Annotated in this window: 13 protein-coding genes and 1 pseudogene; 5 read left to right on the top strand and 9 right to left on the bottom strand. The window is 72.8% G+C overall.

The genetic code is table 11. From position 1 onward, the window contains the following. Positions 1-139 precede the first annotated feature (139 nt). The gene (locus tag C1I97_RS19870; RefSeq protein ID WP_111004568.1) at positions 140-1411 is read left to right on the top strand and encodes a streptophobe family protein; all 1272 of its coding nucleotides are present in this window, start codon (positions 140-142) and stop codon (positions 1409-1411) included. 12 nt (positions 1412-1423) lie between these two features. On the opposite strand, the gene C1I97_RS19865 is transcribed toward C1I97_RS19870, so the two are convergent. Next, a complete protein-coding gene (locus tag C1I97_RS19865) occupies positions 1424-1834 on the bottom strand; it encodes a hypothetical protein (protein ID WP_111004567.1) in 411 nt (136 codons plus the stop codon). Between the two features lie 346 nt (positions 1835-2180). Here C1I97_RS19865 and C1I97_RS19860 point away from each other — a divergent pair. Then, a pseudogene (locus C1I97_RS19860) lies at positions 2181-2611 on the top strand (nuclear transport factor 2 family protein). A 9-nt stretch (positions 2612-2620) separates the two neighbouring features. Here C1I97_RS19860 and mgrA read toward each other — a convergent pair. Next, positions 2621-3613: an L-glyceraldehyde 3-phosphate reductase gene (mgrA, locus tag C1I97_RS19855; RefSeq protein WP_111004566.1), complete on the bottom strand. Its 993-nt coding sequence runs from the start codon at positions 3611-3613 to the stop codon at positions 2621-2623. A gap of 126 nt (positions 3614-3739) precedes the next feature. On the opposite strand from mgrA, the gene C1I97_RS19850 reads away from it, so the two are divergent. Together C1I97_RS19850 and C1I97_RS19845 are read left to right on the top strand one after the other, a co-directional pair. Further along, the gene (locus C1I97_RS19850; RefSeq protein WP_111004565.1) at positions 3740-4648 is read left to right on the top strand and encodes a LysR family transcriptional regulator; all 909 of its coding nucleotides are present in this window, start codon (positions 3740-3742) and stop codon (positions 4646-4648) included. A gap of 27 nt (positions 4649-4675) precedes the next feature. Then, positions 4676-5191, top strand: coding sequence for a mycothiol transferase (locus C1I97_RS19845; RefSeq protein WP_111004564.1), 516 nt, complete (start codon positions 4676-4678; stop codon positions 5189-5191). Here the strand turns inward: C1I97_RS19845 and C1I97_RS19840 are convergent. The 4 genes from C1I97_RS19840 to C1I97_RS19825 form a co-directional block, all read right to left on the bottom strand. After that, on the bottom strand, positions 5173-6243 hold the full coding sequence (locus C1I97_RS19840) for an adenosine deaminase (RefSeq protein ID WP_111004563.1): 1071 nt from the start codon (positions 6241-6243) through the stop codon (positions 5173-5175). The two genes, C1I97_RS19845 and C1I97_RS19840, sit on opposite strands and share 19 nt — an antisense overlap. 28 nt (positions 6244-6271) lie before the next feature. Continuing rightward, positions 6272-6691 carry a VOC family protein gene (locus C1I97_RS19835; protein ID WP_111004562.1) on the bottom strand — a complete coding sequence of 140 codons (420 nt, stop codon included), beginning with the start codon at positions 6689-6691 and terminating at the stop codon, positions 6272-6274. Positions 6692-6780: 89 nt separating this feature from the next. Further along, positions 6781-7716, bottom strand: a complete 936-nt coding sequence (locus C1I97_RS19830; RefSeq protein WP_111004561.1) for a M48 family metalloprotease — start codon at positions 7714-7716, stop codon at positions 6781-6783. Continuing rightward, positions 7713-8084: a BlaI/MecI/CopY family transcriptional regulator gene (locus C1I97_RS19825; protein ID WP_111004560.1), complete on the bottom strand. Its 372-nt coding sequence runs from the start codon at positions 8082-8084 to the stop codon at positions 7713-7715. The genes C1I97_RS19830 and C1I97_RS19825 overlap by 4 nt, the downstream gene beginning before the upstream one ends. Before the next feature lie 155 nt (positions 8085-8239). Here C1I97_RS19825 and C1I97_RS19820 point away from each other — a divergent pair, with 155 nt between their 5' ends. Beyond that, positions 8240-8947, top strand: a complete 708-nt coding sequence (locus tag C1I97_RS19820; RefSeq protein WP_111004559.1) for a dienelactone hydrolase family protein — start codon at positions 8240-8242, stop codon at positions 8945-8947. A 45-nt stretch (positions 8948-8992) separates the two neighbouring features. Here C1I97_RS19820 and C1I97_RS19815 read toward each other — a convergent pair whose 3' ends face one another. The 3 genes from C1I97_RS19815 to C1I97_RS19805 form a co-directional block, all read right to left on the bottom strand. After that, a complete protein-coding gene (locus tag C1I97_RS19815; protein WP_111004558.1) occupies positions 8993-9901 on the bottom strand; it encodes an oxidoreductase in 909 nt (302 codons plus the stop codon). Positions 9902-9944: 43 nt separating this feature from the next. Further along, positions 9945-11315, bottom strand: a complete 1371-nt coding sequence (locus C1I97_RS19810; RefSeq protein WP_111004557.1) for an RICIN domain-containing protein — start codon at positions 11313-11315, stop codon at positions 9945-9947. 111 nt (positions 11316-11426) lie between these two features. Beyond that, entirely contained in the window at positions 11427-12080 is a 654-nt protein-coding gene (locus C1I97_RS19805) for a chitinase (RefSeq protein WP_441349134.1), read from the bottom strand. Positions 12081-12231 lie beyond the last annotated feature (151 nt).

Below are 12231 nucleotides of genomic sequence, written 5' to 3'. Positions count from 1 at the left end.
GTTCACCACCTCCGACCTGGACGATCTGCTGGCCAGACTCGACCGGCACACCACCGATCACCACGAAGAATCCTCCGCCGAGCCAGCTACATGATCAACCCCCGAAGGACTTCCGGTCCGAACCACTTAGCGTGGCAGTGTGAGCCCGCCGAGCCCCACCGCCGCGCCGGCCGCCCGCCACGGCTGGGCGCAGGCCGTCGCCACGGTGCTGGCCGCTCTGTTCACCATGGGGGCCGTCGCCGCGCTGGGACTGTGGGCGGCCGGTGCCACGGGACTTCCCGGCAACGCCTTCCCCCGGGTGGTCGCCGCGACCGTGGTGACGGCGGTCGGCGGGAGCGTGGAGCTGTCGGGGAACGCGGGCGTCCTCGCCGAGACGCACGCCGGCATCACGGTGGTCCCGCTGTCGGTCACGCTCGCCGGCACGCTCGTCGTCGCCGCGGGATTCCTGCGGCCGCTGCGGCACCGCGCGGTGGCCGGGGCGCGGGAACTGGCCGGGTGGGCCACACGGATCGCCGTACTGTGGCTGCTCGCCCTGATCGGCCTGGCCCTCGGCGCCCGGCAGACCTTCGCCATCGACCTCGGCAACGGCGTGCTCGGCGCCATCGGCGGCCTGTTCGGCGCCGAGCCGGAGGTCGGTTTCACCGCGCAGGTGCCGCTGACCGTGCTCTTCGGGCTGCTGTGGCTGGCCGGCGTGCTGGTGCTGGCCCTGCTGGTGGCGCCCGGGGCGCCGCTGCCGGCGCGGCTGCTGCGGTGCCGGGAGTCGGTACGCCCGGCGGCGTACGCCATGGCCGCCCTGCTGCTCGCGTGCGTCGTCGTGGGTCTGGTCGTCGCACTCGTGACGGCGGCGACCCGCGGGCATCCGGCGGACCACTTCGCGGTGATCCTGCTCGGGTTGCCGAACCTGGCCTGGCTCGCCTTCACGATCGGTCTGGGCGCCACCTGGCACGGCAGGGTGGACGGCCCGTTCGGGCTGCCCGTGCCGCACCTGCTCGACCAGGTGCTGCGCACCCCGGACGTCTCCACGCTCAACGTGGGCACGCTCGCCGGGCACGACGGCCGGGTGTGGTGGCTGGTGGTCGTGGACGCCGTACTGCTGCTGGGCGCCGCGTTCCTGATGGCGACGCGCTCCCCGGCCCGGACGCCCGCCTGGCGGCACGCCCTGCACATGGCCGTCGCGCTGGTGCTGACGGTGCTGACGATCTGTGCCGTGGGCCGGATCTCCGCCCACTACGGCCTGTCCCTCCTCGGCATCGGCAACGTGGGCGGCAACCTGTCCGGAGAGCTCCTGCTCACACCTCGGCTGTGGAGTGCGCTGGGCCTGGCCGCCGTATGGGGCCTGGTCACCGGCTTCCTGGGAGCCCTGCCGGCCGCATGGGTACGTCCTCACCGGAGCGAGGCTCCCACCTCGTGACGACACGTCCGGTCAGGCCATCGGCAGGACGAGGGCCGGGAGGGTGCGGTGCATGCGCAGGGCGTCCACCGACTCGGCGAGCAGTTCGTACTCGGTGGTGTCGTCGCTCGCGGCGATCCGCACCAGCCGGCCGTCGGCCAACTCATCGGCGACGATCTCCTGTTGTGCCACGTCGGCGCACCAGGCGCGCAGGATGCGCGGTACGTCGGGCACGGTGTCCGGCACCGGGACGAGCGCCCCGGCCGGGACGTGGGGGCTGTCGGGGACGGGGTCGAGCCGTTCGGCTATCCAGGAGGCGCGGTCGCGCAGCCACCACAGGGCCAGGGCCAGGGTGGGCGCGCGGTAGGTGCCGAGCGGGACGCCGACGCGGCGTCCGCCGCACATGCCGTACGCGGTGACATGGCACAGAAATTCGTTGTGCACTGCTCCTCCCCGTCGCGTCGCCCTGCCGGTGCTGCCTCGCTCTCCGTGCTCTCCGTGCTTGCCGTGCGTCTGCCGTGCGGTGAGGCATGGTGGTTGTGCGGTGAACTGCCCTGAAACTTGAGTATGTTCACTGCTGAAACGCTGTCACCATGACTTTCCGGCCAGTCTCCTGGCATATTCAGCGCGCCGCGTGGCCGAAATCGTGGCGGTCCGTGGCCGCGCGGCCATTACCCCGGCGGTAATCGACCCGCGCGGCACAGGCCGGCAGGGTGGTCCCATCGGGTCGCCGGCCACGGAGGCACGGGTCCTGATCAGCGCACACGACCTCGATGGAGGCTGATTCGCCATGTCCGCGCACACCGACCGTCACGAGAGCGCCGTCGCCCGCTGCTTCGAGGCATGGAACGCGGCCGACGCCGAGACCCGGGCGAAGGCGGTGGCCGCCGCCCGGACCCCGGACGGCCGTTACACCGATCCTCCCCCAAGCTCTTCGAGCAGGGGGGACCCCCAGCCGACGCCGGCGGCCACGAGCGGATCGCGGCCGTGATCACCGCTGCCCGCGAGCAGTTCCCCGGCTTCGCCTTCCGGCTCACCGGGACCGTCGACGGGCACCACGACACGGCGCGCTTCTCCTGGGAGCTGGTGAACGGGGCTGGGGGTACCCCCTCTGGGGGAGGCTCCGCCCCGGTCGCCGGCTTCGATGTGATCACCCTGGACGCCGAGGGGAGGATCCGCACCGTACTGGGCTTCCTCGACCGGCTGCCCGCGGGGGCGTGAGGCAGGCCCCTACGACCGGACGATCGCGTCGATGCGGGCCAGTTCCTCCGCGTCGAAGTCCAGGTTGCGGATCGCCTCGACGCTGTCCTGGAGCTGCTGCGGGCTGCTCGCGCCGACCAGGGCCGAGGTGACCCGGCCGCCGCGCAGTACCCAGGCCAGGGCCAGCTGGGCCAGGGACTGGCCGCGGGACCTGGCGATCTCGTCCAGGGCGCGCAGCCTGCCGACCAGTTCCCCGGTGACCGCGTCGGAGTCCAGGAACGGGCTGTCGCTCGCCGCGCGCGAGTCCTCGGGGATGCCGTCGAGGTAGCGGGCGGTGAGCAGACCCTGTTCCAGCGGGGAGTAGGCGATGGAGCCGACCTGGAGTTCGTCGAGGGTGTCCAGCAGGCCCTGCTCCTCGGGGCGCCGGTCGAGCATCGAGTAGCGCGGCTGGTGGATGAGCAGCGGGGTGCCCAGTTCGCCCAGGATCCGGGCGGCCTCGCGGGTCTGCTCGGGGGAGTAGTTGGAGACACCGGCGTAGAGCGCCTTGCCCTGCTGGACCGCCGAGTGCAGGGCGCCCATCGTCTCCTCCAGGGGAGTGTCCGGGGCGGGGCGGTGCGAGTAGAAGATGTCGACGTACTCCAGGCCCATCCGCTTCAGGCTCTGGTCGAGGGAGGACAGCAGGTACTTGCGCGAGCCCCATTCGCCGTACGGGCCGGGCCACATCAGGTAGCCGGCCTTGGTGGAGATCACCAGCTCGTCCCGGTACGGCGCGAAGTCCGCCCTCAGCGCCTCGCCGAGGGCGGACTCGGCGGCGCCGGGCGGCGGGCCGTAGTTGTTGGCCAGGTCGAAGTGGGTGACGCCGAGGTCGAAGGCGCGGCGCAGGACGGCGCGCTGGGTCTCGGCCGGGCGGTCGGGGCCGAAGTTGTGCCACAGGCCGAGCGACAGCGCGGGGAGCTTCAGGCCGCTGCGTCCGGTGCGCCGGTAGGGCATGTCGGCGTAGCGGTCGGGGTGGGCGGTGTACAACGCGCCTCCATGAGGGGGTTGGCAGGGGGGACGGGCTCGGTGGAGCCGGTCTCCACTCTGGCGTCCCCCGCGGCCAGTGGTCCAACAGAAGAATCCGATGGGATTCAACGACTAGGCTTCTCAGTCATGGAACTGCGTCACCTCCAGCACTTCGTCGCCGTCGCCGAGGACCAGCACTTCACCCGGGCCGCGGAGCGGCTGATGGTCTCCCAGTCGGGGCTGTCGGCGTCGATCAGGTCGCTGGAGCGGGAGTTGCGGGCTCCGCTGTTCGTGCGCACCACGCGCCGGGTGACGCTCACGGAGGCCGGGCGCGCGCTGCTCGGTGAGGCGGAGCGGATCCTGGCGCAGGTGCGGGCGGCGCACGAGGCGGTGGCGGCGGTGCAGGGCGTGCTGCGCGGCACGCTGTCGCTGGGCACCGAGCAGTGCATCGCCGGGGTGTACGTGGCCGGGCTGCTCGCCGCGTTCCGGCGGCTCCACCCGGATGTGGAGATACGGCTGCGGCAGGCGGGCTCGGGCGCGCTGGCGGAGGAGGTCGCGGCCGGGCGGCTCGACCTGGCGTTCGCCTACCGCACCCGCGCGGACACCGACCAGCTGCGCTCGGTGTCACTGACCAGTGAGCCGATGACCGTGCTGTGCCACCCCGGCCACCGGCTCGCGGCGTCCGGCGCCGTCCTCGCGCCGCAGGACGTGGACGGCGAGGTCTTCGTCGACTTCCACCCGGACTGGGGTCCGCGCCGGACCACCGACGCGGCCTTCGCCGCCGCGGGCGTGCGGCGCACGGTGGCCCTGGAGGTCAACGACGTGCACGGCCTGCTCGACCTGGTCGGCGAGAACCTCGGCATCGCGGTCGTGCCCCGCCACTTCCGGCACAAGCGGCCCTCGCTGACCGCGCTGCCGCTGAAGGACGCCACCGGCACGGAGTACGAGACCGTCGCCCTGCTGCCGTCCGAACAGGCCACCAGCCCCGCCGCCCGTGCCCTGATCGCCCTGCTGGAGTCACGGGGCCCGGCGTCCGGCGGTGTTCCGGAAGCGTGAGGGGGGCCGGTGCGCGAGGGTGGACGTATGCATGCGAAGGAGATCCTCATCGACGGCTACGGCCGCGTCCGGGAAGAGGTCCACGCCGTCGTCGACGGCCTGCCGGGCGAGCGGCTCAACGCCCGCCCCGGCGACGGCGCCAACTCCATCGCCTGGCTCGTCTGGCACCTCACGCGTGTGCAGGACGACCACATCGCCGACGCGTTCGGCCTCGAACAGGTGTGGCTCGCGCAGGGCTGGGAGAAGCGCTTCGGGCTCGGCCTGGAGCGCCACGACACCGGGTACGGGCACAGCCCGGCGCAGGTCGCCAAGGTGCGGGTCGACTCCGGTGAGCCGCTGACCGGCTACTACGACGCCGTGCACGAGCAGACCCTGAAGGCCCTGCGTCCCCTGGCCGCCAAGGACCTCGAGCGCGTCGTCGACGAGCGCTGGGATCCGCCGGTCACCCTGGGCGTGCGCCTGGTCAGCGTCCTGTCCGACGATCTGCAGCACGTCGGACAGGCCGCCTATGCCAGGGGGCTGCTTCAGAGCGCGGACTCGTAGCCCGGCAGGACCACGTCCCTGAGCAGGGCATTGCGCTCGTCGAAGGGGATGAACGCGCTCTTGACCGCGTTCACCGTGACCGTGCGCAGGTCCTCGACCGTCCAGCCCGCCTGCTCGACCAGCAGGGACATCTCGCGGGTCATCGTCGTACCGGACACCAGGCGGTTGTCGGTGTTGAGGGTGACCCGGAAGCCGAGGTCCTTCAGCGCGGTGATGGGGTGCTCGGCGATCGAGCGGGCGGCGCCGGTCTGCAGGTTGGAGGTCGGGCACATCTCCAGGGCGATCCGGCGGTCGCGTACCCAGCCGGCGAGCCGGCCCGGCTTGCCGTCGACGATGTCGTCGGTGATGCGCACGCCGTGCCCGATGCGCTGGGCGCCGCAGACCTGCAGCGCCTGGTGGATGCTGGGCAGGCCGTGGGCCTCGCCGGCGTGGATGGTGAACGGCACGTTCTCGCGGCGCAGGTGCTCGAAGGCGGCCAGGTGGTCGGCGGGCGGGAAGCCGTCCTCGGCCCCGGCGATGTCGAAGCCGACGACACCGGCGTCGCGGTGGGCGACGGCCAGATCGGCGATCTCGCGGCTGCGGTCGAACATCCGCATCCCGCACAGCAGCGTGCCGACCCGGACAGGCGTGCCGTTCGCCGCCGCCTTGGCCATGCCGGCGGCCAGACCATCCTGGACGGTCCCGACGACCTCGTTCAGCGTCAGCCCGCCCCTGACCATGAGCTCGGGGGCGTAGCGGACCTCTCCGTAGACGACGCCGTCCCCGGCCAGGTCGAGCACGTACTCCTCGGCGGTGCGCAGCAGGCCCTCACGGGTCTGCATCACGGCGAGGGTGTGCTCGAAGGTGGCTATGTACCGCACCAGGTCCCCGGAGTTGGCCGCGTCGTAGTACCAGGCGGCGAGCTCGTCGGGGTCGGTGGTGGGCAGCGTGTGGCCGACCGTCTCCGCGAGCTCGACGACGGTGGCCGGGCGCAGCCCGCCGTCGAGGTGGTCGTGCAGCACGGCCTTGGGCAGCCGGCGGAGGGTGTCGATGTCGACGCGGGGCGCGGTCATGAATGGTTCCTCGGGCAGGTGGTGGGTGTCACGGGGTGGCGGGCTGGAGCAGGTCCCAGCGGTTGCCGTACAGGTCCTCGAAGACGGCGACGGTGCCGTACGGCTCGTGCCGCGGCTCCTCCAGGAAGGTCACGCCCGCCGCCCGCATCCGGGCGTGGTCGCGGGCGAAGTCGTCGGTGTGCAGGAAGAACCCGACGCGCCCGCCGGTCTGGTCGCCGACCCGGGCCCGCTGGGACCCGGTCCCGGCGCGGGCGAGCAGCAGCGCGGTACCGGCGCTGTTCCCGGCCGGCTCCCCGTCCGGCTTCCCGTCCGGTTCGACGACGACCCAGCGGGAGCCGTCCGGGCGCGGGGTGTCCTCGGCGAGCCGGAAGCCCAGCGCCCCGGTGTAGAAGCGGATCGCCTCGTCGTAGTCGTCGACGACGAGGGTGACCAGGGCGATACGTCTCATCGGGGCCTTTCGGGACGGGCGGGCGCCGAGTGAGGTTATACGTAAAACTTCACGGGCGCCAGTCCCTCGGGGACAGGCGCGGAAGGTGGTCAGCGGGGCTCTTCGCCCTGGGCGATCTCGACCCGGTGGTGGAAGTCGATCAGGCCGGTGGCCGAGGAGGCGAAGGAGGCCGTGGCGCAGACCAGCAGCAGCGCGGCGACGCGGGTCGCGGCGCGGCGTGTGACGTGCGGGGTGGTCAGCAGCGCCCTGACGCGGTGGGGGACCGGGCCGGAGGCGGCGGCGGGGGCGAGACCAGGGCGCGCGGACCGGGCCTCCTGGCCCGCCAGGGCGGCGCGGGCGATGGCCCGGGCGGTCAGACGGCGGTCGCCGACGGCCGCGGCCGCGGCCTCGTCGGCGGCGCGCTCGGCCGCGAGGCGGATCGTCCGGCGGACCGGCCGCAGCGCGGGATGGCAGTGGGCGGCGAGCTCGGCGGCGGCCAGGAAGTAGTGGTGGCCGCCCCGGTTGTGCGCCCGCTCGTGCGCGAACAGCGCCTCCCGCTCGGCCGCGTCGAGGCTGCGCAGCATCGCGCTGGTGACGACGATGCGGTGCGGGCGGCCGGGCAGGGCGTACGCGTCGGGCCGCGGCGAGTCGATCACGCACAGGTCGCCCGCCGCGGGCCTGCGTCCGGCCTCGGTGCGCGCCCGGCGAAAGGCGCGGAACTCCTTGAGCACCGCGCGCCCGAGCGTGCCCGCGCACACGGCGAGCGCCCCGACGGAGACGGCCGCCGCCGGGAAGACCACCAGGCCGGACGCGGTGGACAGGGGGTGTACGAGCTTCCCGAGCGCCGCGAACACCGGCAGCCTGAGCAGTCCGGTGAGCACGAAGGCGCCGAGCGCGGCCAGGGAGCACCCGGCGAGCACGACCGCGAAGAGGGTGATCATCCACAGTGCGGTCACGGGGGCGAGGCGGTCGAGCGCGCGCCGGGCCAGTGCCGGCGCGGCGAACGGCAGCAGCAGGGGCAGGAGCAGGAGCAGAGCCGCGGTCATCGCTCACCGGGTTCGAGCAGATCCCGCAGGACGCGCTCGTCGTCGGGGCTGAGCTGGGCGACGAAGCGGGCGAGAACCGTCTCGCGGTCGGTGTCGCGGTCGAGCTCGGAGTGCATGCGGCGGGCGGTGAGCCCGTGCGCGTCCTGGACGGGGTAGTAGGCGTAGCCCCGCCCCTGGCGGCGGCGCTCGACGACGCCCTTGTCGTACAGCCGGGTCAGGATCGTGGTGACCGTGGTGCGGGCCAGGCCGCTGCCGAGGCCGCGCTGGACCTGGCCGGGCGTCTGTGGCGCGCCGGCGGCCCACAGGACGGCCATGACGCCCGCTTCGAGCTCACCGGCCGGCCGGCGTTCGTCCTTCGCGTCGGTCATGGGAACGTCCTTCACCCCGTCGTCGCCCGCAGTCCAGCAGGTCCGATCCAGATCGTCTACATGAGTGTAGTCGGCCGGATGTCGTGGCCCGCTCGCGGATACGCCGCCCGCCCGTTATGAAAGAAGTGGAGACGACCGGACAGGAGCGCAGCACCATGCCCGAGCGGCCCAGGCCCGCCGAGACGCCCGCCCGCCAGAACACCACCTTCCCGAGCGCGGGAGCCACCGCTCACGGCTACCTCGCGCTGCCGCCGTCCGGACGCGGCCCGGGCGTCCTGGTCATCCAGGAGTGGTGGGGGCTGACGGACCACATCGCCGACGTCGCCGACCGGCTCGCCGCCGAGGGATTCGTCGTCCTGGCACCCGACCTGTACGGCGGGAGCGTGGCGCACGACAGCGAGGAGGCGCGGCGGATGGCGAAGGCCCTGCCGGTCTCCCGGGGCGTCGAACTGCTCTCCGGCGCCGTCGGCCACCTGCTGAGCCTGCCCGAGGCCACCTCGGACACGGTCGGCGCGGTCGGCTTCTGCATGGGCGGCGGCTTCGTGCTGTACCTGGCCGCGGTCGAGCCGCGGGTGAGCGCGGCCGTGCCGTTCTACGGCGTCGTCCGGGACGAGCTGCCCGACTTCTCCGGGCTGCGCGCCCGGATCCTCGGCCACTACGGGGAGCAGGACCGGAGCATTCCGCCGCAGCGGGTGGAGGAACTGGCCGAGACGATCCGGCGGCAGTCCGGCGCCGCCCCGGACTTCCGCCTGTACCCGGCCGGCCACGCCTTCTTCAACGACCGCCGCCCCAGCCACCATCCCGACTCCGCCGCCCGGGCCTGGGAGAGCACCGTCGCGTTCCTGTACCGGCAACTGGGCTGACCGGCAGCGGCGGCCGGGTGCCCCGGAAAGCGTGACGGAGGCCTCTCACTCGCTCCCGGCGTGCAGCGCGTCGAGACGGGCCATCTCCTCGTCGGTGAGCCGCAGCGCGCCCGCGGCCACGTTCTCCACCAGGTGGCCGGGGTCGCCCGTGCCGGGAATGGCCAGCACGTGCGGCCCCTGCTGCAGGGTCCAGGCGATCCGGACCTGGGCGGGCGTCGCGCCGTGGGCCCGTGCGACGGCGGTGACCGTCTCGTCGTCGTCACCGCTCCTCGCACCCTGCGAGCCGCCCTCGCCGGCGATCGCGAAGAACGGCACGAAGGCGATGCCCTCCTTGCCGCAGACGCGCAGCAGTTCGTCGGTCGCCGGGTCGCGGAGGTCGAGCCCGAAGCGGTTCTGCACACACACCACCGGTGCGATGGCCCGGGCCTCGGCCAGGTGGCGCGGCTCGACGTCGGAGATGCCCAGGTGCCGGATCAGGCCCTCCTCGCGCAGTTCGGCGAGCGCGCCGAAGTGCTCGGCGATCGAGTCCTGCCGCATCCGGCGCAGGTTGACCACGTCGAGGTGGTCGCGGCCGAGCTGGCGCAGGTTCTCCTCGACGTGGCCGCGCAGGTCGTCGGGGCGCGCGGAGGTGCCCCACTCTCCCGAGTAGTTCCGGAAGGGACCCACCTTGGTGACGACGACCAGGTCCTGCGGGTACGGGGACAGCGCGCTGTTGATCAGCTCGTTGGCGGAGCGGCGCGCGGAGAAGTAGAAGGCCGCCGTGTCGATGTGGTTGACGCCGAGTTCGACGGCCTTGCGCAGGACGGAGATCGAGCGTGCCCGGTCGCTCGGTGTGCCGAGGTGGAAGGCGGCGCTGCCCGTCAGCCGCATCGCGCCCAGGCCGACACGGTTGACGGTCAGATCGCCGAGTTCGAAGGTGCCCGCGGCGTCCGCGGTGATCGTTTCGGAGCTCATCGCCGGAGTCTCGCACACCCCGTGCGCCGCGGACGGCCGCCTTTCACGGATAGGTGTGGGTGTTCAGGGCGTCGACGGCGGCCGCCGGGTCGCCCAGGTCGTAGCGGTCCACGGCGAGGAAGTTGGGCTTCTTGCGCGCGGCGGGCTCGCAGAACCGCTCGGCGCGGTCGGCGAGTTTGCCGTTGTCGGTCTGCGCCGTACCGGAGACCGTGGTGTCGCGGAAGTGGTTCATCACGAACAGCGGGCGGAAGCCGGGCTCGGTGCGGGTCAGCGGGATGTTGAGGTCGGCGCCGTACCAGCGGCTGTGGCAGGACCAGTCAGAGGAGCCCAGGCCGGACCCCATCGACCAGTGGTTCTCGACCGTCCACTCGCGCTGGTACATCACGCCGAAGCTGTCCCGGGTCAGGCCCGCGGCCTCGTCGGCGGAGCGGCTGTGGTCGGTGAGGATCAGCAGCCGCTGGTTCGCCGCGATCAGATCGGCCGTCCTCGGCCAGCCGTTCTGGCGCACGCCGGTCCGGTCGGGCCGGTAGAGCACGTCGGACAGGCCGTCGACGCGGGCGAGTTCACCGCGCAGGACGCCGGGGTCGACGTAGTCCTCGAGGAAGACGGTGACGAACTGATCGGGACGTGCCTTGAGGAAGTCGACCATGCGCTGCAGGTCCACCCATAGCGCGACCGGCTTGCTGACCAGCGTGCAGCTGTTGTGGCAGAGGATCGCGCCGTCCCGGGTCTGGTGGATGTCCAGCATGAACCCCCGTACACCGTCCGCGAGTTGCCGGTCGATGCCGCGGGTCTGGTTGGGCACGAGGTTGACGAACGGCGGGGCGAAGCCGCCGTCGACCCCGTTGGCGTAGGCGTTGTGGGCGGTGAGGAAGGTGACCTGGTCGAGGGTGCGCCGGTCGGCCGGCGGCATGGGCCGGGTGACCGGTCTCACCGGAGTGAGGTACCAGCGGGCGAGACCGCCCGCGGAGCCGACGGCCAGCTGGGCGGGGTAGTTGGCGCCGGCCGGCTTGACGGCGACGGTCAGGTGACGGTCGGTGCCGGGGGCCTTGAGGGTGTACTGGTCGTCTCCGGCCGGTGCGATCTCCCAGACCGCGTCGGGACTCGTGCAGGCGACGGTGCGCGCCTGGTCGCCCGAGCGGCCGAGGCAGCTGCCCGCCGTGTCGGCGTTCTCCAGGACGTACGACGCCCCGCTTGCGCGGAGGTTCCACTGCTGGCGGTCCTCGTCGCCCTTGGGGTTGTGCTGTTCCACGGCGCTCTTGCCGGCGGCGGCGTTGAGGCCGGTCGTGGCGCTCTGGACGTAGTACGTCCCGTCGGGCGGGACGTTCGCCGCGGCGCCGGCGGCGGCTGGGGGCGCCACGACCGCGGCGGCCAGTGCCGCGGTCGTGGCGAGCAGGGCGTGGGGGGTGCGCATGGCGGTGTGCCCTTCGTCCGGACGTGGTCGTGACGCGGGGCCGCGACGCGAGGGCCGCGACCCGGCCGTGCAGATAGTCAGGTGCATGACACCATGCGGCGCACCCGGACGTCAGCAGTACAGGTTGGCACCCGGCGGAACTCCGAGGATCTGCGTGAACCTCTGGTAGGCGTCGACGCGGCTCTGCACCTGGGCGGGGTTGCGGCCGTCGCACTCCAGGGAGCCGTTGATGCTGCGGATGGTCTGGCCGAAACCCGCACCGCTGACCATGGCGTTGTGGCCGGTCATGGAACCGGGGCCGGACTGGGTGTTCCAGTACCACAGGCCCGTCTTCCAGGCGACGGCGGCGTCGTTCTGCACCCGGTAGGGGTTGCCCAGCAGATCGATGCCGAGCGCGTCGCCCGCGGCCTTGTAGTTGAAGTTCCAGCTGAGCTGGATCGGACCGCGTCCGTAGTACGCCGCCTGGCCGGCCGGACAGCCGTACCACTGGCTCCAGTCGCAGTAGTGCGGGTAGTTGGCGGTGTTCTGCTCGACCACGTGCACCAGTCCACCGGTCTCGTGGCTGACGTTGGCGAGGAACGCCGCGGCCTCCTGCTTCTTCACGGTGTCGCTGCCGGTGTTGGCGAAGCCGGGGTAGGCACCGAGGGCGGCGGTGAGCCCGCTGTAGGTGTAGAACGAGTTCCGGTTCGGGAACATCTGGTGGAACTGCGCCTCGCTCACGACGAATCCGGCGGCGGAGGCGGTGGGGGCCGACTGGAGCGCCAGGGCGGCGCCCGAGACGGCGAGCGAGGTCAGGACGGCGGCGATACGACGCCTCGACGCAGGATCAACTCCTTCGTGCGACACGGCCGCACCCGTACGAGGGCAGGGCGGGGCCCGGCCTCGTGCGCACGCGCCGGTGGTACCGGCCACGGGG

The sequence above is a fragment of the Streptomyces sp. NTH33 genome (assembly GCF_003236365.1).
GTDB lineage: Bacteria > Actinomycetota > Actinomycetes > Streptomycetales > Streptomycetaceae > Streptomyces.
Note: the sequence above shows the minus strand (reverse complement) of the source record. Positions and strands in the feature narration are given on the sequence as shown.